The sequence below is a fragment of the Streptomyces sp. MST-110588 genome (genome assembly GCF_022695595.1).
Taxonomy (GTDB): Bacteria; Actinomycetota; Actinomycetes; order Streptomycetales; family Streptomycetaceae; genus Streptomyces.
In genome coordinates this window covers 277710-299718 of the sequence record NZ_CP074380.1, presented here as the reverse complement: position 1 = coordinate 299718, position 22009 = coordinate 277710, and the positions used below count along the sequence as shown (strand labels likewise).

Below are 22009 nucleotides of genomic sequence, written 5' to 3'. Positions count from 1 at the left end.
GCCGTCAGCTCCTCTCGTCCTGGTCCAGCGCGGCGGCCACCACCCGGCCGATGTCGGCGAGCGCGGCGGGAGAGCCCATGTCCTGGTGGGAGTAGGTGCTCCGGTGGATGCGCAGACCGCCGGTGACGTACGGGGCCCACAGGTCCGGGTCCAGCAGCGGCCGGGGATCGTGCGGGCCCCTGGCCGCCCGGAAGAACAGCACATCTCCGGTGAACTTCGCCGGGCGGAACCCCAGGGCGATGGCGGAGTCGTTGCCGAACACCCGTCCCATTCCGAGCAGATGGCGTTCGGACAGGCCCGAGAGCGGGTTGTCCGAGCCCCGTACGATCTCCAGGAAGCGGTCCGGGGTCACCTCCTCCTGCCGCATCCCGGCGGGCCGGATACCCGCGTACTCCAGCAGCGCCGCGTACAGCGCGTGCTCGCCCTCGGGCGGCTGGAGCGGCGGGTCCTCCAGGTCCGCAAGGACGTAGGAGTCCAGCAGTGCCAGCAGTCCGACCTCCTGCCCCCGCTCCTGAAGCGCGGTCGCCACGGCATGGGCCACCATCCCGCCGAAGGACCAGCCGAGCAGGTGGTACGGGCCCTCGGGCTGTACGGCGCGGATCTGCTCCGCGTAGTCGGCGGCCATCTCCTCGATGCTGCCGGGCAGCGGCCCGACGCCGTCCATGCCGCGGCCCTGGAGCCCGTACAGGGGCCGGTCCGGGCCGAGCTGCCGGGCCAGCACCGAGTACATCCAGCTCACCCCGGCCGCCGGATGGACGCAGAAGAGCGCGGGCCGACTGCCGGAGGCGCGCAGCGGGAGCAGCGTTTCGAAGGCGAGCGGCGGGGCGTCCACGTCGGTTGCCCGTACCGCTCCGGTTTTCTCCACCGCTCCGGTTTTCTCCACCGCTCCGGCCTTCTCCACCGCGCCGATCTCCTCCGCCAGGGAGGCGACGGTCGGCGCGAGGAACACCGTCGAGACGTCGACCGTGCTGCCGAAGGTGGCCTCGATACGCCGGACCAGCCGGGTGGTGAGCAGCGAATGGCCGCCCAGCTCGAAGAAGTTGTCGTCGGTCCCGACCGAGGGCAGGCCCAGCACCTCGGCGAACAGGGCGCACAGCCGCCGCTCCCGCTCGGTGCGCGGTGCCCTGCCAAAGCTGCCGGGACCGACGTCGGCGCCGTTGGAGCCGCCGGCGGTCTTCGCGGCGAATCCGGGGGCGGGCAGCGCGCTGTGGTCGGTCTTGCCGTTGGGGGTCAGCGGCAGTTCGGGGATGACCATGACGGCCGAGGGCACGGCGTGGGCGGGCAGGACGGTAGCGAGATCCGCCGGCAGGGTGTCGGCCAGACAGGTGCCCGCCGGTGCGGTCGTCGCCGGGGTATGGGCTGCGGGCACGACGTACGCCACGAGCCGGGTGTCCCCGCCGGCGTCGGCCCACTCCCGGACGGCGGCTGCGGCGACCGTACGGTGCCGCAGCAGCGCCGCTTCGATCTCACCCGGCTCGACGCGATGGCCGCGGATCTTGAGCTGCCGGTCGGACCGGCCGACGAAGTGCAGTTCGCCGTCGGCGGTCCGGCGGACGATGTCACCGGTGCGGTACATCCGGCTGCCGTCGGCCGCGAACGGATCGGCGACGAACCGTTCCGCCGTCAGCGCCGGGTGCCCCAGATAGCCCCGGGCCACGGTGGGGCCCGCGATGTAGAGCTCACCGGGCCGGTCCTCGGGGACCGGCGCCAGCTCACCGTCCAGGACGTGGAGGGTGGTTCCGGGCAGGGCCCGGCCGATGGGCGCGCGGGCGCCGTCGAGCCGGTCCGAGATCGTGGCGACCACCGTGGTCTCCGTGGGGCCGTACCCGTTGACCAGGGCGTGGTGCTCCGACCAGCGGGCGGCCAGCTCCGGCGGCAGCGCCTCGCCCCCGCTGCGGATCAGCGTCCGCACGGGCAGGCTCTCACCGGGCACGAGTGCGGCCAGCGCCGAGGGCGGCAGCGAGAGCGCCGTGATCCGCTCCTGGTGGGCCAGGCGCTCCAGCGGACCGCCCGGCCGCAGCCGCTCGGCGGGCGCGACCACCAGGGTCGCCCCGCTGGTCAGCGTCTCGACCATCTCGAACAGACCCAGGTCGAAGCTGGGCGAGCAGAACTGGAGCGCCCGGCCGCCCTCGCCCAGCCCCATCACGGGAGTGGTGCCGCGCAGCACCGTGGACATCCCCGTATGGGGCACCACCACCCCTTGGGACGGCCGCTGGTCCCGGACGTGTAGATGATGTACGCGGCGTGGGAGTGCAGCAGCGGGCCGCGCCGTTCCGCGTCGTGGACGGTTCCGCCGGGGCGGGCGGCGATCCGTGCGGTCGTACGAGGATCGTCGACGACCAGGAGGTCCGCGCGGCCGGACAGCGGGGCGCGGGCTGCGTGCGCGGTGTCGGTGATCACGAGTGCGGGGGCCGCGTCGTCGAGCATCAGCCGCAGCCGCTGTTCGGGGTAGTGCGGGTCCAGAGGGATGAAGGCGGCGCCCGACTTCAGTACGGCGAGGAGTGAGACGACCAGGTGCGCGGAGCGCGGCAGCAGCACCGCGACGCGCTCCTCCGGACCGGCGCCGCGGGCGATCAGCTCCCGGGCGGTCCGGTTGGCCAGGGCGTCCAGCGCGGCATAGCTGAGTTCGGTGCCGGAGGTGTTCTCCGTGCCGGTGCCGGTGCCGGTGCTGGTGCTGGTGGTGTCGTCCCCGGGCACGCGCAGGGCCGTCGCGTCCGGAGTACGTGCGGCCTGCGCCTCGAACAGCGCGGGAATGGTGGCGGGCGGCGCCGGCCGAACCGTTTCAGCGGAGCCGTCGAGGAAGCGTGACAGCGGCGGATCGCCCGCGTCACCGGCCGTACCGGACGCATCGGCCGTACCGGCCGCGACGATCTCCCACAGCAGACCGACGTACTCCTCGGTCATCCCGGCGGCCGTCCGCGCGGTGAACAGCTCCGTGCTGTATTCCAGGCACGCGGCCATCTCCTCGTCCCCCTCCCGGTCGGAGGTGACCAGCGTCAGATCGAACTTCGCGGTGCCGGTCGGCAGCCCGCCGAAGAGGTTGGAGGAGGTGTGGCGCTCGTCGAAGAAGCCGACCGCCGTACCGTCCAACTGCTGCATGGGCGGCAGTATCTGATGCACGTACGACACGTCGAACAGCGGGGACCGGCTCAGGTCCCGCTCGACGCCCAGCGCACTGACCACCCGGTCGAACGGGATCTCCTGGTGCTCCAGCGCCTGGAGGACCACCGTCCGTACGTGCCGGATGAAGTCCCGCAGGCCCTGGTCGCCGTGGACATCCGCGCGCAGGGCGACCGTACTGTTGAAGAAACCCAGCAGGCCCTGGAGTTCCGGGCGGTTGCGGCCGGTGGTGGGAGTGCCGATGACCAGGTCACGCTGTCCGCTGCGGCGCGCGAGCAGCAGGTACAGCGCCGCCAGCAGAACGGTGAACAAAGTGGCCGACTCACGCGCCGCCAGATGCCGCAGCTCCCGCATGAGGGGCGCCGGAACGGTGAAGGTGTGCAGGTCACCGGTGAAGCTCCGGCGCGCCGGGCGGGGGTGGTCGGTCGGCAGCCGCAGCACCGGTACGTCCCGCAGGGTCCGCTTCCAGTACTCCAGTTCACCCTCCAGCGCCGAGGAGGCCAGCAGGTCCCGCTGCCAGCGCGCGTAGTCCCGGTAGCGGACCGGCAGCGGCTCCAGCCGGTGCGGCCGGCCCTCGCGGCGGGCCGCGTAGAGCTCGGGCAGCTCACGCTGGAAGATCTTCGGCGAGGCGCCGTCGTTGACGGAGTGGTGCATGGTCACCTGGAGGATGTGCTCATCCGGCCCGAGCCGCACCACGAGCACCTTGACCAGCGGGTCCACGGCGAGGTCGAAGCGGTGCTGGGCCGCCTGGCGCGCCAGCTCGCGCGCGGAGACCAGCGGGTCGGGATCGCCCGAGACATCGGCGTACCGGAAGAAGTCCTCGCCCAGCTCCGGACGGATACGCAACTCCGGCACGCCGTCGCGCTCCACGTAATTGGAGCGCAGCACCTCGTGACGCTCGGCCAGGTCCTCCCATATACCGCGCAGCGCCGCCACATCGACCGGGCCCCGTATGTGGTTGACCATCGGCAGGTTGTAGAGCGTGTTGTCGCCCTGGAGCTGATGGTGGAACCACATGCGTTCCTGGCCGAAGGACATCACCAGGCCGTCCTGCGCGGTCACCGGGGGCAGGCCCTGACCGGGGGTGGCCGTGTGCGACCGGATGAGACCGGCGAGATCGGACACCTTGGGGTGCTCGTAGACGTCGAGCAGCTTGGGCCGGAACCCGTACCGCTGCTCGACGCGCTCCACGAGCTGGAGGGCGATGATCGAGTTGCCGCCCAGCTCGAAATAGTCGTCCTCGGGGGATATCTCGGTCTCGGCCTGGAGGATGTCCCCCAGAGTCGTACGGAGCCAGGTGGCGGGGTCGTCGGCCGACGGCGGGGCGGCCGGCGCCGGCTGTACGGCCCGCTGCGGCGGGGCGGGGGGCGGCGACGTGGTCGTCGCCGCTCGGCCGGTCACGGTCGTGTCCGCCACGGTCGTGTTCGTTACGGCCGCGTTCGTCACCGGACCGGCCCAGCACCGGCTCCCGTTCATCGGGTGTCCGGGCAGCCGCACCCGGCGCGCCGAGCGCGGCGTGGGGCTCGCCTCCCGCCAGTCCAGGTCCACACCGCGCTCGTAGAGCCGGCCGAGCACCGCGCCGAGCCCGCCGGTACGTGCGTCCAGCGTCAGCAGCTCGGCGTCCGGGTGCGCCGCGAGCCGGTCGGCCAGCAGCGCCCCGAGGCTGCCCTCGGGGCTCAGCTCGACGAAGACCACCGGGCGGCCGTCGGCCAGGAGCCGGTCGGCCGCCTCGGCGAGCCGGGCGGGGTCGGCGGGCGCGGCCCCGCGTCCCGCGGCCAGCTCCGCGCTGTCCCGCTCGGTGAGTTCGCCGCGCAGATGGCGGGCCGCGTACCGCGACACCCCGCCGCTGAGCATGACGTCGACCGGCACGCCGCAGCGGCGCAGCCGCTCGTACACGGCCAACTGCCCTCCCAGGACGGCGGCTTCGGCGCCCTCGGCGGGCAACTGCGGCGGCAGGTCCTTAGGGGGTACCCCCGCAGGCGGCGCGTCGGGGGAGAGCAGCAGGACGACGGCCGGCGGAACCGCGGGAGCCGGGGCGGCGGGCCCGGCGGCTTCGACCGCCCCGCGGCCCCCGTTCCCTCCACCTTCACCGTTCCCGTCGCCCCCGCCGTTCCCGCTTCCCTCCGTGTCCCCGGCACCGAGCCAGGTAGCCTGCGCGGCGAGCCGCAGGGCGAGTTCCTCGGTGTCCCGCGCCCGTACGGCGATACGGTGCCTGTAGTGCGCCCGTCCCTGATTGAGGGTGAAGGCGACATCGGCCAGCTCCGTACGGCCGTCCCGCAACAGGGTCCCAAGGAGCCGCAGAGCCGTGCCAGCGCACCGCGGCTGCGGGCCGAGACGCCCACGAGTACGGGCTCTTGGGCGGCGGCCGACTGCCGGGGGCCCGGCCGGTCCCGGACCGCCGCCTGCGAAGGCGGCTGCTGCACCACACAGTGCGCGTTGATGCCACCGAGGCTGTACGAGCTGACGCCGGCCAGCCGCTGTTCGTCCGGCCACGCCCGGGCCTCGGTGACCACCTCCAGCCCGGCGGCCTCCAGGTCGATGCCGCCGGTCACCCGCTCGAAGTGCAGGGACGGGTACAGCTCGCCGTACTTGACGCTCAGTACGGCCTTGACCAGCCCGGCGACGCCCGCGGCGTGGTCCAGGTGGCCGATGTTCGTCTTCACCGAGCCGATCGGCAGCCGGCCCGGCCGCCCGGCGAACGCGGCTGTCAGGCCCTCCAGTTCGACCGCGTCCCCCAGGCGCGTGCCCGAGCCGTGCGCCTCGACGTACCCGGCCTGTACGGGATCCAGGCCGGCGGCCCGCCACGCCTTGGCGATCACCTTCGCCTGACCGTCGGCGCTGGGTGTGCTGATGGTGGCCGCGGCACGGCCGTTGTGCAGCGTGGCGCTGCCACGGATCACCGCGTGGACGGACGCGCCGTCGGCCCGCGCCCGCCGTACGGTGGTCAGCAGCAGCACCGCCCCGCCCTCACCGCCGACGGTGCCGTCCGCCGCCGCGTCGAAGGCCCGGCAGCGGTCGCCGGGGGACACCAGTTCGGTCAGACCCTCGGCCTCCCGCGCCGGCACGCCGCCCGCCCGGATGCCGACGCCGCCCGCGATCGCGTACTCCGCCTCGCCCGAGGCCAGTTCACGGCAGGCGTGATGCACGGCGATCAGCGAGGCGTTGCAGCCGGTGTCCACCGCGTAACAGGGCCCGGCCAGCCCCAGGACATGGGCGATACGGGCGGGCAGTCCGAAGGGCACATTGCCCAGCGCGCTGAGCGTGCCCGGGTCGGCGGCGGCGACCTGATAGGTGGAGGGCGCGGAGCTGAGGACGACGGCCACCGGGAGATCGCGGAAGCCCGCCGCCGCGTACCCGGCGTCCTCCAGCGCCTGATGCGCCAGGAGCAGCGCCAGACGCTGCTGCGGGTCCATCAGCGACGCCTCGCGCCGGGAGAAGTGGAAGAACGCGTAGTCGAAGGTGTGGATGTCGGCGAGATGGCCCATGGGGAGGTGGGGCGCGGCCGGGTCCAGCCCGGTCGCCGCCGCCCGCTTCGGGGGCATGGCCCCCACCGAGTCCCGGCCCGCCTTGAGGTTCGTACGGAACGCGGCCAGGTCGTCGGCGTCGGGGAACCTGACGGCCATACCGACGATCGCGATGTCGTCGTCGCCGGGCGCGGACACGGTACCGCTCGTCATGGTGTCTCCCACGGTGCTCATACCTCGTAAGCCATCGGTGCCGCGGCGGGCCGGGCCGCGCCGGGGGCGGCGAGCGCCTCGGCGAGGGCGGCGGCCTGCGCCTCCACGGTGTTCAGATCGAAGAGCCGGCCCACTCTGAGAGCGTTGGGCCACCTGTCCTGAAGGCGCATGTGGAGTTCCACGACGCGATGCGAGTTGCCGCCGGCGTCGAAGAAGCTGTCGCGCGGGCCGAATCCGTCGTGCCGCAGCACCTCGGCCCACAGGTCCGCGACGGCCTTCTGCAAGGACTCCACCGTCTCGGTCGTCCCGGGCGTCCTTTCTATCCCTTCTGTCCCGGCTGTCTCGGATGTCCGCGCCTGCCCGGCCGGCGGAAGGTCCGGAAGCAGGGCCAGCAGCGCGCGCTCGTCCGTCTTCCCGGCGGCCGAGAGCGGCATCTTCTCGACCATCACGAAGAGACCGGGTACGGCCTGTTCCAGCAGCTTCCCGGCGCAGAAGTCGATCAGGTCCCGGACGGTGGGCACGGCCTCGGCGTCCTGCCCGGCCGGCGTCCAGAACGCGACGAGAGCGCTGCCACCGCGCTCCTCGGGAACCCCGAGTACGGCCACCTGCCCCACCCCCGGGTGGCTCTCCAGCACGGCGCGGACGGCCTGCCGCTCGATCCGTGCGCCGCGCACCTTGACCTGCCCGTCCTCCCGTCCGTGGAACTCGATGTCCCCGGTCGGGCCGATACGGGCCAGGTCGCCGGTACGGTACATCCGTGCCCCGGCGGTCCCGGCGAACGGGTCGGCCACGAAGCGTCCGGCCGTCTCCGCCGGGCGGCTCGCGTACCCGAGCCCGACCTGCGGGCCCCCGATGTACAGCTCGCCCACGGCGCCCGCGACGGCCGGAGCCAGCCGCGTATCGAGCACGTACGCGGTCGTACGGCCCGTCGGGAGGCCGATGGGCACCGTGGTCCGGGACGAGTCCGGCACGCCCGCGCCATCCGATGCACCAGGCACATCCGGTTCATCCGGTACGCCCGGTATATCCGGCAGGGGATGGGACAGCACCGTGATCGTGGTCTCGGTCGGCCCGTAGTCGTTGACCAGCCGGGCGCCGGGCAGCGCGGCCCGGTGTGCCCGGACCAGCGACGGGGACACCACCTCGCCGCCGAGCGTCACGATCCGCAGATGCTCGTCCGCACCGGCCAGGTAGGGCAGCATCAGCGAGTAGAAGGACGGGGGCCCGGCGACGGCGGCGGCCCGGTGGTGCCGCAGCAGCGCCGCCGCGGCCTGGGCGTCGGGGAGCCGGCGGGCGTCCGGCAGCACCGCCGTACCGCCCGTGCACAATGTCGGGAAGAGCAGCATCAGCCCGCCGTCCCAGGACAGCCGGCACGGCATGAAGGTGACCAGGCCGGCTTCTTCGTGGCGGGTGGCGACCACGTGCGCGAGGTTGGCGCGGCTGATCACCACCGCCTTGGGCACACCCGTCGACCCGGACGTGCTGATCACGTACGCGGCACAGTCCCCCGGCACATCGGCGGGCGGCGGCGCCGTGGCGGTGGACGTATCGGATGTGGCGCACGTGAAGTCGCAGAGCGCCGGCGCCGGGCCGGGGCCTGCGGCCGTCACCGTACGGACCGCCTCCGGTGCCGTGGCCGGGTCCGTACCGTCGAACACCACGGCCGCGCAGTCGACGTCCTTGAGCAGCGCATGGACGCGGCCCACCGGCTGTCCCGGCTCCACCACGCACCACGGCGCGCCCAGCCACAGGGCGGCGAGCATGCCCACCACCGTGTCCGCGCTCTGCTGCCGGTACAGCAGCACGGCCCGTCCGGCCCGGACCCCGCACGCGGCGAGCCGGGCCGCCAGCGCACTGCTCGCCGCCGCCAGTTCGCGGTAGCTCAGCGCCACATCGCCCACCACCACGGCGGTGGTGTCCGGCGCCGCCCGGAACTGCCGGCGTATCAGCGTCAGGACGTCCTCGGGCCCGGACCCGGTGGCGAACGCGTTCATCGCCGGCTCCCGTACGACTCGTACGACCCGTGCGACTCGTACGCCCCGTGCGCCCCGTGCGCCCCGTGCGACGTGTACGAGTAGAAGCCCTGGCCGCTCTTACGGCCGCACTCGCCCCGGCGCACCAGGTCCACCAGGAGGTCACAGGGTTCGAAGCGCGGGTCCCCGGTGGTTTCCAGCAGGACGTGGAGCGAGTCGAGCACCGTGTCCAGGCCGATCAGGTCCGCGGTGCGCAGCGGTCCCATCGCGTGCCCGAAGCACTCCTCGAAGATCTTGTCCACGGTTCCGGCGTCGGAGGTGCCCGCCTGGAGCAGCGCCGCGGCGTCGTTGACCACCGGCATCAGGATCCGGTTGGAGACGAAGCCGGGCGCATCGCGCACCACGTGTCCTCGTTTGCCCATCGTGGCCAGCAGGGCGAGCGTGGCGTCCAGCGTGCTCGAGGCGGTCCGCGGCCCGCGGATCACCTCGACCGCGTCCTTGAGGTACGCGGGGTTCATGAAGTGGGTGCCGATGACGCGGTCGGGCCGCTGGGTGTACGCGGCGAGCTGTGCGACCGGGATCGCGGACGTACAGGAGGCGAAGACCGCGTCCGCCGGGCACACCGCGTCGAGTTCCTTGAACACCGCCTCCTTGACGGGAATGCGCTCCGGTCCGCACTCGATCACGAAGGAGGCGCCGTCCAGCCCGCTCAGGTGCGGCACCCAACTGATCCGGGCGGCGACGTCCGCCGCCGGGCCCTTCCCGGGCGCGGGGGCTGAAGCGGCCGGGGACGCGGGCGCGGCGCCCTTCGTACGCGTACGCAGCAGCCGGGCCGTGCGCAGTCCGTCGTTCAGCCGGCGCGGGCCCTTCGACCGGGCCTCTTCGGACGGGTCCACGACCACGACACGATGACCGGCCTCCGCGAGACACTGGGCCACGCCCACGCCCATGGTGCCCGCACCGACGACCCCGACCAGTCTGTCGGCGCCGACAGGGTCCGCGACCGCGCCGCCGCCCGTACCGCTCTCCGTACCGTTCAACGGTTCCTCCAGGTGACATCGGGCTCGGTGCCGGGAACATCGGGAATGCCGGGACCGGGACCGGGCTCGGCGTGGTTCTTCGTGACGGTGTTCCCGGTGTCCACGGCGTGCACGGTGTCGGTGTCCACGGCGTCGTCGTCGGCGTCGGCAACCCGTACGCGTACGTGGGCGGGCGGCGGGGGCAGTGGCGCGCCCGGAGCCGGTCCCAGCACGAGGCGGTCCTCCGTACGCTCGACGACCTCGAAGCCGCTGAAGCGCAGATTGACCAGCATCACCCGGTTGACCTCGGTGGGCACGAACTCCGCGAGCGGGCGCAGCCCCCGCGCCAGCGCATCCCGCGCGATGTGCCCGATCAGGGCGGGCCCGACGCCCCGGGACATCACCCGGCACGACAGCAGGAGAAGCCGCAGCACGCACGTCCTCTGCGCGCCTTGAGCCTCCTCGCCTCCTACTGAATCCTGCGCCCGGTCCGTCCGCTCCGTCAGCGCCAGGCCGATCGTCCCGTACGACCCGAAGCGGTCCCGCAGGCTCGCGACGAGCACCTGGTGCCGGGGCGAGGCGCACAGCGCCCGCAGCGCGTCCATGTCGTACGTACGGCCGGTCGTGTTGAGCTGATGGGTCCGCACCGTCAGTTCGTGCGCCCGCGCCAGGTCCTCCTCGGTCGCCCGGCGTACGGTCAGCTCCAGGTCCAAGGACGCCAGGAACTGCGCGGGCGCCCCTTCGTAGGACTCCTGCGCCTCCTTGCGCCGCAGCTCGCCGCGGTAGAGCGCACGGCGCTGGCGGGACTCGTCGGTGACGAACGGGGGCCGGAACTCCGGGCGTTCGGGCAGGTGGGCGGCCAGGTCGGCCGGGTAGCACCGCACCTGGGGGAGCGCCGCGGCGATCTCCTCGCGCTCCATCGGGTCGTTGTCGATGAACGCGACGGTGTCGATGCCGATGTTCAGCTTCCCGGCGATCCGCCGGACCGCCTCGGACTTCGCGCCCCAGCCGATGTCCAGCAGGGTGAACAGGTCGGTCAGGCCGTGCTCGGCCAGGTGCGCGGCGGCGGCGCCGGGGTCGCTGCGGCTGGCGACCGCGTGCAGGATGCCGCGCTCGTCCAGGGTCCGCAGGGTTTCCAGGGCCGCCGGGAAGGGCCTGGGCGCATCGCCTTCCAGTACGGTGCCGTCCCACACCGTGCCGTCCAGGTCCCACACCAGACATTTGACCGTCGGTGCCGCGGTGGCCTCCGGTATGCCGACGGTGCCGGCGGTGCCGCCGGTCATGCCGACGCCTCCGTACGGCTCGTGACGTCCGCATGGCTCGTACCGCCGAGCCCGTGCTGTCGGAACAGCCGGTCGGCTATGTGCAGTTCCGCCACTTGCTGTGACCCTTCGATGATCTCCATGATCTTCGCGTCCCGGAAGAAGCGGCCGGCCCGGCTCTCGGGGCCACAGCCTGCCGAGCCGAGCACCTGTACGGCGCTGTGCGCGGCCGAACCGGCGGCCTGGGCGGCGGCGTACTTGGCGACGATGGTCTCGGTCACCGCGCGCAGGCCCCTCCCGGTCCGCAACCGCGCGGCCCGCGCGCACAGTTCGCGCGCCGCCGCGGTCTCCACGGCGGCACGGGCGAGCAGCGCCCCGACCAACTGGTGGCCGGCGAGCGCCACATCGCCCTGCGTACGCCGTACGGCGTGCTCCGCCGCATCCGCCACACACGCCTCGGCCATGCCGACACAGCCCCAGGCGACGGTGAAGCGCCCGTGGTCCAGCGCGGTCGCCGCCACATGGGTCAGACCGGCCCCGGCGGGCGCCACGAGGTTCTCGCGCGGCACGGTGACCGCGTCGAAGCGTACGTGCGCGATGTCCGCGGCCCGCATGCCGAGCTGCCCGCTCACCGGCTCCCTGCGCACCCCCGGCCGGTCCGCCTCCACCAGGACCGTGACCGGCCCCGCTGCCGACCGGCCCAGCACCAGGAAGACATCTGCCGACCGCCCGAAGGTGATCCACCGCTTGTGGCCGGTCACCACCACTTGCCCGGACCCGACGGCGATCGCCTCGGCCCGGTCCTTATCGTTCTTCCCGGCAGCCTCCTCCTCGACGTTCTCGACCCGGGTGCGTACGTGTGCCAGCGCGCTGCCCGCGTCCGGTTCGGTGGCGGCGAAGGCGGCGATCCGTGTACCGCGTGCCAGCGGCGGCAGCCAGCGTGCGCGCTGTGCCTCGGTGCCCCAGCGCAGCAGTGCCGCCGCCACCATGCTCTGAACGGTGACCAGCCCGCGCAACGCGCTGCACACCCCGCCCAAGTGGGCGCAGACCTCGCCCAGTTCGGCGGCACCGAGCCCGCTGCCGCCGTACTCCGGGGGGACGGCGACACCGAGCAGACCGGCCTCGGCCACCGTACGGCGCACCTCGGGCGGCAGCTCCTGCCGCTGATCCCAGTCGGCGGCCCGGTCACGCAGCGCGGCGGCCAGCTCGGCGGCCGTACGGACCAGGTCCGGGCCCGTGTTCGCGGAGGCCGTGCTGACGGGGCTCGCGTCCGCGCGGGCCGCATCGGCGGGGGCCGCGGGACCGCCAGGAGAGCGCGTCATGGCCGGCCGGTCTTGCGGCCGACGAACGCGGCGACGGCCGCCGCGGTGCGGAAGCTGTCCAGATCGAGGTCCTCGACCTCCACCGACAGCCCGAACCGCTCCTCGACGAACGTCACCAGCTCCAGGGCGAACAGCGAATCCGCCAGCCCCAGCGCGAAGTAATCGTCCTCCGGCGCGATGTCCTGCCGCAGGGCCGCGGTGAGGAACGCGGTGACTTCCCCGAGGGTTTCTTCGAGGGATGCTTCGCGAGTCGCTCCGGGGGTTTCTTCGAGGGGCGCGGTCGTGGACGGGTCGGGGTTCGTGGCCGTGGCCGGGTTCGTGGCCGCGGACGAGGTCGTCGGCGAGGTCATTCCGTCAGCTCCAAGTCTCCGATTTCCACCAGCAGCAGACTCCATGCCGCCACCGGGCTCACGTTGATGAGTACGGCCCGGTCGCCCACGGCCAGTTCCTTGCGCTCGACGGCGGAATACAGATTCAGGAAGATGTCGTTGGGGCCGAGGTGCCCGTACTCCCGCAGGTTTTCCCGGCAGACCGGCAGGAGTTTCACGTCGAGAGCTTCCTCGGTGAACCCGAAACTGCCCACCGACAGGTTCTGGCTGATGAATCCGGTGATGTCGCCGGGACACATTCCGTTGCGCTCCAAAAGCCCGCCGAGCAGGGCCCGCAGCCGGTTGCGGGTCTCGATCGCCAGCCGGAAGGAGTACGCGGCCGGGTCCTGGCACTCCTCGCGCCACCGAGCGGTCGGGCGGTCCCGGAAAGCGACGTGGAAGAGGTCCCAGTACGCCCCGTTCGTCTCCTGGACGATGTCGAGCAGCCGTACCGGACCGGTCCGGGAGAGCACCAGCGCCTGCCCGCCGTCCCCGTTGACCGTCACCGGGTGGCGATAGCGTCCGGGAGTCGCGGGCTTGCTCCCGTGGGCGACCAGTACGTGTCGCGTCGCGGGGTCGGCGGCGAGCAGTCCACGGGCCGCCAGCAGCGCCGGCGTGAGGGAGACACAGCCCAGCCCGCCCACCGAGAACGTGATCGCCCGGTCGGCCCCGAGCAGGTGCTGGAGCCGGGTCGCCTCCGAGCTGAGCAGGGTCTGCGGCGCCCGGGACTCCACGACGATCAGCGCGTCCGCGTCCTGGGGAGTCAGCCGTGCGGCGGCCAGGGCGCCGCGCGCGGCACGCTCGGCCAGCGTCACCGCGTCCACGGAGTCGTCGGCCCGTACCCGTTCGATTCCCAGGCCCAGAGCGACACCCCGCTCGGCCGGTCCCAGCCCGGCCGTCTCCGGCAGTTCCGCCACGGGCGCCACGAGGACCGGTAACTCCTGGGCCGCGGCACGCACCGCGAGCGGCGCGCGGCTCCTGTGTGCGGGTGATACGGTCACGAATCCTCGCTTCGGGGAATTCCTTGGCACAGAGCGGGCGGCTCGCTGATGGCGAGCGCCCGCCCGTGTCGTTCACCTTGTGAGTGACTCCATCCAAAGGCGTGATACGCCTTCGACGGGAAGTCCAACGAATCGGCCCGCACCGGGTCAAGGATTTGTGAAGTGGACCGTATCCACGCCGCGCAATTGGTCTGCCGCCCGCCTGCGGACATGACCTGTCCCGTACGGGCCGCAGGGCGCACCCGTTATGGGAGGGGCGCGCCTGCTATGAGCAGGGCGTGCTGCTATGAGGGCGCGTGCGGCTACGGAAAGGTGAGCGTCTACGGAAGGGCGTGCCGCTAGGAGAGGGCGCGCCGCTACGAGGAGGCTCGGCTCGTACGGAACACGGCGTGGTCCAGGGCGCGGCGGCGTTCGTTCCGCTGCTGTGGCACGGCGGTGGCCGGCTCGACCAGGACCAGGGCGACGTCGTCGTCCTGCGCGGCGCGTGTGTGGCGGGACATGGCCGCCAGAACGCCGTCGAGGGCGTCGTCCAGATCCGGCAGGACGCAGGGCTGGATGACATTGCGCATCTTGAACATGGCGCCGGAGGGATCGCGCGCCTCGGCGACGCCGTCGGTGTAGAAGAGCAGCCGGTCGCCTGGTGCCAGGTTGAACTGCTGCACCTCGGGGTCCGGCTGGAGGCCGATCGGGGTGGCCGCCTCCTGCGGGTCGAGCAGGGCGGGCGGGCCGTCGGCGGGCAGGTGCAGGGGGGAGTGGTGACCGCAGTTGGCCAGCCGCAACCGGCCGGGGGTGAACTCGGCGACGGCGGCGGTGATGAAGTCCTCCTCGCCCAGGTCCCCGGCGAGCCGCTGGTCCATCTCCTTGACGACCGAGGCCAGACTCGCGTGGGTGTAGGCGCAGTCGCGGAAGTGCCCGATGGCGGCGGCGGAAAGCCGTACCGCCGCCAGCCCCTTGCCCCGTACGTCCCCGATCACCATGCGCAGCCCGTGCGGGGTGCGGGCGAACGCGTACAGATCACCGCCGATGACGGCCTGCGGCGCGGCCGAGCGGTAACGGGCGCAGACAGCGGTGCCGTCGAGGCGGAAGGACGTCGGCTGCAGGATGGCCCGCTGGGCGGTGGACGCCACGTCGGACAGTTCACGGACGCGCGCGGCACGCTGTCCGGCCGCCCACACGCCGTAGGCCGCGGCGGACGCCAGGACGCCCAGGCGGATCCACTGGTCCGGCCGGACGAGCGTGTGCTCGTACGCGGCCACGGCGAAGGCGAGAAGAAGCCCGGTGCCGCAGGCGACGGCGGCCTGCGTCCCGTCCAGCCGGGTGGCCGCCAGCAGCGGGCACAGCAGCATCGCCCCCACCAGGCTCGTGTCCGGTCCCACGACGATGTCGGACACGGCGACGGTGACCGCGACGACGACGGTGAGCATCAGCCAGCTCTTCGCGTGAATTCCGCGCATACCTCCCCCTTGCCTCCCATTCTCACCTGTGGCCGCTCCGCACCATCAACACGTACCACCGGTTCCGCCAAACCATCCCTGATCGCCCGCTATCCGCCACAATTTGATCACTCGTAACCCCAACCTGATCGTCTTTGATTTCCTCCGATGATCACATCGGCCCTCCGGAGGCGCCTCCCCGGATAAGGGCGAATTCTCTGGGAAGTCCTCGTCGTCACTGCTGACGGGGCCGGGCGCGCGGCTGGATTTCCCCGGTCATCTTTTCGTAATGGTCAGTGAGTTGTACGCACATTCCGCTGCCCGTGACCGTCTCGATCGCGTGCTGGGACGGGGGGCTTCAACCGCGTGCTTCGACTGCGTGCGGGTGTGAGGTATTCGCGCATACCGGTTGAGGGGCCTCGACTGCAACCGGATGCCGCGATCCGGGCGTCATATGGGCGCTACGGCCATAAGGAGTCCGCCCGGCCCCGGTCGCGACCGGACGCCGTTTTGCGGAGCGTACTTCTTGACGTCGTGCCCCTACTGCGTCAGAACAGGAGCCATGCGCAAGCCCGATGCGTATTTCCCGCAGACCCGGCTGGGAATCCGTCAGACGTCCACGGACGGCGGATGCCGTACCGTGCTGCGGCTGTCCGGGGAACTGGACGCCGGCACCGTCCGGGCGCTGTGCGATGCCGTCGTGGAGACCATGGCCGGCGGAAGCTGCCGCGTCGCTCTGGACCTGTCCCTGATCACCTGGTGCGACAACGCGAGCCTCTACAGCCTGCTCGGCGTCCACGGCGCCCTGCGGTCCGCCGACGGCGGTCTGACACTCACCGCCGCGAGCACCCCCGTACGCGTCGCCCTGTGCCGCACCGGACTGCATCTGCGGCTGCCCCTGGACACCTCCGGAACCGACGTCACCCACCCCGGCGACAGGTTCTGAGACCGGGCACTGCATCATGGGGCCATGCGCTCCCGACCTGTGCTCGTCTACGACGGCGACTGCGGCTTCTGCACCACCTCTGTGACGTTCGCCGAGAAGCGCGTACGGCCGCGCTGCGAGATCGTCCCGTGGCAGTTCGCGGAGCTGGACGCGCTGGGCGTCACCCAGGAGCGCGCCGAGTACGAGGTGCTGTGGGTCACCCCCGCCGGCACGGTGTACGGCGGTGCCCGGGCCGTCGCCAAGCTCCTCATGAGCGCGGGCGGCGGCTGGGCCGTACTGGGGGCGGCGCTGAGCCTGCCTCCGGTGCGCTGGATCGCCCACGCCGTCTACCGGGCCGTCGCCGACAACCGCGAGAAGATGCCCGGCGGCACGGCGGCGTGCGCCCTGCCCGCCCACCAGAGGCCAGGCACCGCCGCGTGACCTCCCGGCGACCGCCGCGCAACGCGGCTTCCGGCGTCACCTGACGCCGCCTCTATGGTCGGCCGGCCGGTCAGGACAGCGCGCGGCGCCCCTGCCGCGTGGTGCGACGGGGCGCCGGGAGGCCGCTGCGTAACCCTGTTCGTGTATGTCCCGCTGTCGGGTGCCCCGGGCCGGGGTCCCTGCTCCGGTTGCCGGCCGGTCAGTACGCCGAGTTGACGTTGTCGATCGAGCCGTACTTGTCGGCCGCGTAGTTGGCGGCGGCGGTGATGTTGGCGACCGGGTCGGTCAGCTTGTTCGCCGTACCGGCCACGTGGTACGCCTCGAAGGTCGGCTGGATGACCTGGAGCAGGCCCTTCGAGGGGATGCCGTTGACGGCGTTGACGTCCCAGTCGTTCACGGCCTCGGGGTTACCGCTGGACTCGCGCATGATGTTGCGGTGCAGGCCCTCGTAGCTGCCGGGGATGCCGTTGGCCTTCATGATGTCCAGCGCCTGCCGGATCCAGCCGTCCAGGTTGTTCGCGTACTGCTTCGGCGCGGGCTTGGCGGGCTGCGCGGCCTTGGGGGCCGCCTGGACCGGCTTGCGGTCCGTCGAACGGTTCGCGGCTTCCTGGGCCGTGCGGTCCTGGGCGGCTATGGCCGTGACCTTGACGGAGTCCGCGAGCGAGGGGAAGTCCTTCTTCTGCGCACCGGCGGTACGGGCATCCGCGCCGACCGTCTTGACCTTCGCGCCCACGGGCTGGCCGTTGGCCGACACCGGCTTGATGGCCGACGGCGCCTTGTCGGCCACGGCGTGGGCGTCGGCCGGGGCGGCGGTCAGGGACAGCGCCGCGGCGCAGCCGGCGGCGGCGACGACGGCCGCGGAGATCTTGTGGTTCTTGGTGATGCGGACGGAGCGGAGCAGGGCGGGAGCGGGCATGCGGGAGACCTCTTCCAAACGCTGGAATCAACAGGGAGCAGCCATTGGCGAATGAACAGGCAGGCATGCCGCCGGCGGCCGAATCGGAACCGGGCTACGTGACCGCGCTCACTCACCCTTTCGGTGAATGCCGCGACGCTTTCCCCGGCGCCTCAGCAATGATTAACGGCGGTCGAAATGGAAAGCAATGGTCTCCATCGGCCGCCCATTACTACGCTCCTTCGTAAAAGAGGCCCTTGGTTACCGACTCAGTCCATGGGCTCCCGGTCCTGCTCTCGCCGGTCCGCCCACTACCAAAGGCCGTACAGGACCAAAGTCCCGTGCCCCGGATCACGCCGACGGGCCCCTTTTGCACCCTTTTCGGAGGGTTTCGCGGATGGTTGACCGGGCGTGCGCGGGCCCCGGTGATGCTCTCCGGGCTTTCCTGTACGCATGCCGTCTTCTCCGCTTTTCCGCCGTATATGTGTGCCGCGTCACTTCCGTGCTCGCCGATGTGTGCGCCAGGCCACTTTTCCGCCCTCCGGCGCAGTCTTGGACGCTTCTTCCTTTCCGGAACGAGAGGCGGGAAAGGGGCGAGGAGGCCGTTGCCGTCTATTGATAGGGAAAAGAAAGGCCAGCAATAGCTTCGGCCGATTGAACGTGTGGCATTGGTCGGGGCCCGCCGGTCCTGCGGCGTGAGGCATGGGGACGGGCCAGCGGGAGAGGGGGCGCGCGGAGCGTCGCGCGCGCCGACTTGCCGACCGGGAAAGTTGGCGATACTTTCCTACCAGGCAAGTGAACGACGTGGAACGAGGCGATGCACGTGAGCACTCCGGTGGACGCCGAGCGGGCCTGGGCGGATCTGCAGCGGATCCGGATCCCGCAGGAGCGGGTCTATGACGAGGTCGAACGGCACAGGGGCGGCTGGTCGCCCAAGTCCTACCTGACCACGGCTGCCGTCATGTGGGTGTTCCTGGCCGTGTCCGGGCTGGACGGCCTGCCGCAGTGGGTGCACTGGCTGCTGCTGGCCGGCTATGTGGCCCTCCTGGCCGTTCTGGCCGTACGGGCGAGCCGCCGGACCCGTGTCCGGCTGCACCACTCCCGCTACACCTGGCGGTCCTACGCCACGTTGTTCGGGGCCGCGGGCGTGACCGGTGCGACGATACTGCTGTCCGACCGGCTCGCCCGCTGGGCGGACCTCCCCTGCCCGAGCCTGTTCAGCGCCACTGTGACGGTCGGGGTCTTCCTGCTCTTCGGGCCCGCTGCGAACCGATGGTGCGTGAGCGCACTGCGCGATGCGGGAGCCGGACGATGACCACCCCGGCCGGCTTCGACGAGCTGATCCACCCGTCCACCCGTCTGGCGGTGGTCGCCCTCCTCGCCGCCACCGAATGGGCCGACTTCCCCTTCATCCGCGACAGCCTCTCGCTGAGCGACTCCGCCCTCTCCAAACAGCTCCACACCCTGGAGCAGGCCGGCTATCTGGAGATCCGCAAGGAGGGCGGTGGCCGCAAGCGCCGTACGCGGGTCCGGCTGACGGGCCACGGACGTACCGCCTTCGAGGGGCATGTGGCGGCGCTGCGCGCCATCGTCGAGGGCGCGGCCGGGTCCGTCGGCCCCGGAGGAACGGCCTTGACGCGTACGGAGACCGACCCGCCGGCGCATTCCGCGCCGCCTCCGGCCGCCCACCCCACCACACGTCCCACGGCGCACGCCGCCGCCCACACGGAGGCCCAGCAGTGACCGCGTCCCAGCCCGTCGTACACGTCCGTGACCTGCGGATGAGCTACGGCGGACATCAAGTGCTCAAAGGTGTCGACCTGGACATCCACCGGGGGGAGGTCTTCGCGCTGCTCGGCCCCAACGGCGCCGGCAAGACCACCACCGTGGAGATCCTGGAAGGCTTCCGGCAGCGCTCCGCCGGCGAGGTCCGCGTCCTCGGTACGGATCCGGCGCGCGGTGACGATGCCTGGCGGGGCCGGCTCGGCCTGGTCCTCCAGTCCTGGCGCGACCACGGCCGCTGGCGGGTCGGCGAGCTGTTGCGGCACTTCGCCGAGTACTACCCGGACCCGCGCGACCCCGGCCAACTGCTGGACCTGGTCGGCCTGACCGAACAGTCAGCCCGTCAGGTCAACCAGCTCTCCGGCGGCCAGCGCCGACGACTGGACGTTGCCCTGGGCATCGTCGGCCGCCCCGAACTGCTCTTCCTGGACGAACCGACCACCGGCTTCGACCCCGAAGCACGCCGTGACTTCCACACGCTGGTGGAAAGACTCGCCCGCGAGGAGGGCGTCACGATCCTGCTCACCACCCACGACCTGGTCGAGGCCGAGCGGCTGGCCGGCCGTATCGCCGTCCTGGTCGGCGGCCGGATACGGATCTGTGGCACCCCCGCCGAACTGGCCCGGCAGGCCGCGGCCCGCGCCGAGGTGCGCTGGACGGGCCGGGACGGGAGCGCCCACCGCGAGCGTACGGACGACCCCTCGCGCCTGGTGTGGGAACTGCACCGGCACGCCACCGGGCCGATACCGGACCTGGAGGTCCGCCGGCCCACCCTGGAAGACACCTACCTGCGCATGGTCAACACGCGAGACCACCCGGGCCGGGAACACCCGGACCTGGAAGAGGCGGACCGGAAGGACACCGTTGTCTCATGCTGATGCCGAGTCATGTAACGAAGAGGCGGCCGGGGCCGGGCCTCGTAGGACTGACGGCCGCGAAGCATCGCGTGGAGCCCGTCGACGCGGCGCCGGGCCAGCGCGATCAGGACCTGGTGATGCCACTCCTTCCGCCTGCTCCCGCCCCGCACAGCGATGGTCCGCAGAGCCTCATCAGCGGTCCGGAAGAGGTGGCGGGACAGGGGGATCGGCGGTCCGAGCCGACAAGGGCAGCCGGCGGGAAAGCCTCCTCTGCCCCACCCGCGCAGTCCCAGGGGCACGAGCAAACGGAACGCTTTCACGAAGGTAGGGCCGCATGAGGGAAAAGCTCGCCACGACAGACCGGACCGTCACCGAAGACCGGTCGTCCGGCACGGAAAACCGAGCCGGCACGCAACAGCCTCGCGGGAACGTCAAGCGGAACCACTGGCGGCGCGCGGGAATCCGGCGCGGCGGCATAGAACTGCGCCAACTGCTCCGCAACCGCAAGGAGATGACCGGGCATCTGATGAATCTCGCGGTCGCCCTGGCCGTCGCCTCCTACATCGGTGACCACACCATCCCCGGCACCCGCGTCCCCATGACCCACCTGATGATCGCCGGCTTCGCCGCGTACCTGGTGTTCCAGGCCGGCGTGATCAGCCTCCCGCAGGTCCTGGTCACCGAACGGGAGGAGGGCACGCTGCTGCGCCTGCGTGCCACGCCCGGCGGTATCCCCGCCTACCTTCTCGCCAAGGGCATCTCGCTCCTCGGCGTCGCCGTCGGCACCTTCGTCCTCCTGCTCGCCGCCGGTGCGCTGATCGTGGATGGACCACTGCCGTCCGGCCCGGCGGACTGGCTGACCCTGGTGTGGGTCACCGCCCTCGGGCTGCTCGCGGTGATGCCGCTCGGGGCCGCCATAGGCGCCGTACTGCCCAATCCGCGGGAGGCACTCGCTCTGATCATGCTGCCCGTGATGGCGCTCCTGATGACCTCCGGGGCGATCTTCCCGTTCACCTCGCTGCCCGTGGTGGTACAGCGGGTGGCCGAGGTCTTCCCGCTGAAGTGGATGGCCCAGGGCCTGCGATCCGCCCTGCTGCCGAAGGAAGCGATGGCCGCCGAGCCCACCGGTTCCTGAGAACTCCCCACCGCCGCCGCCGTACTCATCGCCTGGACCGTCCTGGGATTCCTCCTCGCCGTCCCCCTCCTGCGCCGCGCGACCCGCCGCGAATCCGGCTCCCGCCTGACGGCCCGCCAACGCAAGGCGGCCCTGGCCGGCGGCGGGGACATAACCCGCTAGGTTCTTCCGCAGCCTCAAGGAGCGGGGACATCTGAGGAGGAGCGCCGCAGGTCAGTCGCCGTCCTCCCTGCCCTCGCCAGCGGCGAGACGGCGTGCCTCGCGCCGGCCCGCGTATCGTTCCTTGCGGTTGCTGGTCCTGGTGAATTCCTGCCGCTCCTTGATGCACGAGCGGTTACCGCACCCCGCACAGCAGGTCCGGCCGATCAGCAGCATGCCGGGGTCTTCCCACCGGCAGCGGGTGTCCGTGCGCTCCCGCGTCGGGCCCGGCGGCAGATCGCAGTCGCCGTAACGGTGGTCATGCACCGGCCGGGGACGGTGCTCCGCGTGGCGCACCCACAGTGGCTTCGTCTTGTCCGTACGGGACATCTCGTTCCTTCCGGAACCGCCGCCCGGGCTCCCGGACCTTCCGGGCGGGCGGCCAAGTTCGCCACTTCACGGCGTCACGCTCCTTCCTTCTTCCGTCTCTTCTGTTACGGCACCGCACTGGACCGGTGACCGCGGGAGGGGGCGAACCCCGATGCGCTGCCACCAGCACTACCGCCTGGGACGCCGGTGCCCTGCTGGAGTTTCGATGCAGGCACAATGCAGAGGTGGTCAATGATCCGCTGCTGAACCGCGCCCGCCGCCTTTGGGAGAC

15 protein-coding genes and 2 pseudogenes are annotated in these 22009 nt (G+C 72.0%); 6 read left to right on the top strand and 11 right to left on the bottom strand.

The window, feature by feature from the left end:
- Nucleotides 1–7: 7 nt before the first annotated feature.
- The 9 genes and pseudogenes from KGS77_RS01355 to KGS77_RS01315 all read right to left on the bottom strand — a co-directional run.
- Nucleotides 8–4582: pseudogene (locus KGS77_RS01355) on the bottom strand (condensation domain-containing protein); the annotation flags it as partial.
- 214 nt (nucleotides 4583–4796) lie between these two features.
- Nucleotides 4797–6797 (bottom strand): polyketide synthase, encoded by a 2001-nt coding sequence (locus tag KGS77_RS01350; RefSeq protein ID WP_242578289.1) that lies wholly within the window; start codon nucleotides 6795–6797, stop codon nucleotides 4797–4799.
- 17 nt (nucleotides 6798–6814) lie between these two features.
- Nucleotides 6815–8791 (bottom strand): non-ribosomal peptide synthetase, encoded by a 1977-nt coding sequence (locus tag KGS77_RS01345; protein WP_242578288.1) that lies wholly within the window; start codon nucleotides 8789–8791, stop codon nucleotides 6815–6817.
- Entirely contained in the window at nucleotides 8788–9810 is a 1023-nt protein-coding gene (locus tag KGS77_RS01340) for a 3-hydroxyacyl-CoA dehydrogenase NAD-binding domain-containing protein (RefSeq protein WP_242578287.1), read from the bottom strand. The genes KGS77_RS01345 and KGS77_RS01340 overlap by 4 nt, the downstream gene beginning before the upstream one ends.
- Complete coding sequence (locus tag KGS77_RS01335; RefSeq protein WP_242578286.1) at nucleotides 9807–11072, bottom strand: HAD-IIIC family phosphatase; 1266 nt, start codon at nucleotides 11070–11072, stop codon at nucleotides 9807–9809. The genes KGS77_RS01340 and KGS77_RS01335 overlap by 4 nt, the downstream gene beginning before the upstream one ends.
- Nucleotides 11069–12373, bottom strand: a complete 1305-nt coding sequence (locus KGS77_RS01330; RefSeq protein ID WP_242578285.1) for an acyl-CoA dehydrogenase family protein — start codon at nucleotides 12371–12373, stop codon at nucleotides 11069–11071. The genes KGS77_RS01335 and KGS77_RS01330 overlap by 4 nt, the downstream gene beginning before the upstream one ends.
- Nucleotides 12370–12723, bottom strand: a complete 354-nt coding sequence (locus tag KGS77_RS01325; protein WP_242578284.1) for an acyl carrier protein — start codon at nucleotides 12721–12723, stop codon at nucleotides 12370–12372. The genes KGS77_RS01330 and KGS77_RS01325 overlap by 4 nt, the downstream gene beginning before the upstream one ends.
- Nucleotides 12720–13658 carry a 3-oxoacyl-ACP synthase gene (locus KGS77_RS01320; RefSeq protein ID WP_242587237.1) on the bottom strand — a complete coding sequence of 313 codons (939 nt, stop codon included), beginning with the start codon at nucleotides 13656–13658 and terminating at the stop codon, nucleotides 12720–12722. Before KGS77_RS01320 ends, KGS77_RS01325 begins: the two co-directional genes overlap by 4 nt.
- Nucleotides 13659–14098: 440 nt before the next feature.
- Nucleotides 14099–15196, bottom strand: a complete 1098-nt coding sequence (locus tag KGS77_RS01315; RefSeq protein WP_242578283.1) for a PP2C family protein-serine/threonine phosphatase — start codon at nucleotides 15194–15196, stop codon at nucleotides 14099–14101.
- A 541-nt stretch (nucleotides 15197–15737) separates the two neighbouring features.
- Between KGS77_RS01315 and KGS77_RS01310 the strand changes: the two genes are divergently transcribed.
- Nucleotides 15738–16121: an STAS domain-containing protein gene (locus KGS77_RS01310; RefSeq protein WP_242578282.1), complete on the top strand. Its 384-nt coding sequence runs from the start codon at nucleotides 15738–15740 to the stop codon at nucleotides 16119–16121.
- Nucleotides 16122–16145: 24 nt separating this feature from the next.
- The gene (locus KGS77_RS01305) at nucleotides 16146–16541 is read left to right on the top strand and encodes a DUF393 domain-containing protein (protein WP_242578281.1); all 396 of its coding nucleotides are present in this window, start codon (nucleotides 16146–16148) and stop codon (nucleotides 16539–16541) included.
- A gap of 199 nt (nucleotides 16542–16740) precedes the next feature.
- Here KGS77_RS01305 and KGS77_RS01300 read toward each other — a convergent pair whose 3' ends face one another.
- Nucleotides 16741–17457 carry a transglycosylase SLT domain-containing protein gene (locus KGS77_RS01300; protein ID WP_242578280.1) on the bottom strand — a complete coding sequence of 239 codons (717 nt, stop codon included), beginning with the start codon at nucleotides 17455–17457 and terminating at the stop codon, nucleotides 16741–16743.
- 796 nt (nucleotides 17458–18253) lie between these two features.
- Between KGS77_RS01300 and KGS77_RS01295 the strand changes: the two genes are divergently transcribed.
- The 4 genes and pseudogenes from KGS77_RS01295 to KGS77_RS01280 all read left to right on the top strand — a co-directional run bounded on the left by KGS77_RS01295 (nucleotide 18254) and on the right by KGS77_RS01280 (nucleotide 21372).
- Nucleotides 18254–18751: a hypothetical protein gene (locus tag KGS77_RS01295; RefSeq protein ID WP_242578279.1), complete on the top strand. Its 498-nt coding sequence runs from the start codon at nucleotides 18254–18256 to the stop codon at nucleotides 18749–18751.
- Nucleotides 18748–19179: a transcriptional regulator gene (locus KGS77_RS01290; RefSeq protein ID WP_242578278.1), complete on the top strand. Its 432-nt coding sequence runs from the start codon at nucleotides 18748–18750 to the stop codon at nucleotides 19177–19179. Before KGS77_RS01295 ends, KGS77_RS01290 begins: the two co-directional genes overlap by 4 nt.
- A gap of 38 nt (nucleotides 19180–19217) precedes the next feature.
- Nucleotides 19218–20096: an ABC transporter ATP-binding protein gene (locus KGS77_RS01285; protein WP_242587236.1), complete on the top strand. Its 879-nt coding sequence runs from the start codon at nucleotides 19218–19220 to the stop codon at nucleotides 20094–20096.
- A 313-nt stretch (nucleotides 20097–20409) separates the two neighbouring features.
- Nucleotides 20410–21372, top strand: a pseudogene (locus KGS77_RS01280) (ABC transporter permease).
- 51 nt (nucleotides 21373–21423) lie between these two features.
- On the opposite strand, the gene KGS77_RS01275 reads toward KGS77_RS01280, so the two are convergent.
- Nucleotides 21424–21738 carry a hypothetical protein gene (locus tag KGS77_RS01275; protein ID WP_242578274.1) on the bottom strand — a complete coding sequence of 105 codons (315 nt, stop codon included), beginning with the start codon at nucleotides 21736–21738 and terminating at the stop codon, nucleotides 21424–21426.
- Nucleotides 21739–22009 lie beyond the last annotated feature (271 nt).

Bases quoted from the DNA above. Each gene is read 5' to 3' on its own strand.
- KGS77_RS01290 (WP_242578278.1), top strand. From the start codon at position 18,748: ATGACCACCCCGGCCGGCTTCGACGAGCTGATCCACCCGTCCACCCGT.
- KGS77_RS01275 (WP_242578274.1), bottom strand. From the start codon at position 21,738: ATGTCCCGTACGGACAAGACGAAGCCACTGTGGGTGCGCCACGCGGAG.
- KGS77_RS01335 (WP_242578286.1), bottom strand. From the start codon at position 11,072: ATGACCGGCGGCACCGCCGGCACCGTCGGCATACCGGAGGCCACCGCG.
- KGS77_RS01310 (WP_242578282.1), top strand. From the start codon at position 15,738: ATGCGCAAGCCCGATGCGTATTTCCCGCAGACCCGGCTGGGAATCCGT.
- KGS77_RS01305 (WP_242578281.1), top strand. From the start codon at position 16,146: ATGCGCTCCCGACCTGTGCTCGTCTACGACGGCGACTGCGGCTTCTGC.
- KGS77_RS01330 (WP_242578285.1), bottom strand. From the start codon at position 12,373: ATGACGCGCTCTCCTGGCGGTCCCGCGGCCCCCGCCGATGCGGCCCGC.
- KGS77_RS01295 (WP_242578279.1), top strand. From the start codon at position 18,254: ATGCACGTGAGCACTCCGGTGGACGCCGAGCGGGCCTGGGCGGATCTG.
- KGS77_RS01315 (WP_242578283.1), bottom strand. From the start codon at position 15,196: ATGCGCGGAATTCACGCGAAGAGCTGGCTGATGCTCACCGTCGTCGTC.
- KGS77_RS01325 (WP_242578284.1), bottom strand. From the start codon at position 12,723: ATGACCTCGCCGACGACCTCGTCCGCGGCCACGAACCCGGCCACGGCC.
- KGS77_RS01285 (WP_242587236.1), top strand. From the start codon at position 19,218: ATGAGCTACGGCGGACATCAAGTGCTCAAAGGTGTCGACCTGGACATC.
- KGS77_RS01345 (WP_242578288.1), bottom strand. From the start codon at position 8,791: ATGAACGCGTTCGCCACCGGGTCCGGGCCCGAGGACGTCCTGACGCTG.
- KGS77_RS01350 (WP_242578289.1), bottom strand. From the start codon at position 6,797: ATGACGAGCGGTACCGTGTCCGCGCCCGGCGACGACGACATCGCGATC.
- KGS77_RS01300 (WP_242578280.1), bottom strand. From the start codon at position 17,457: ATGCCCGCTCCCGCCCTGCTCCGCTCCGTCCGCATCACCAAGAACCAC.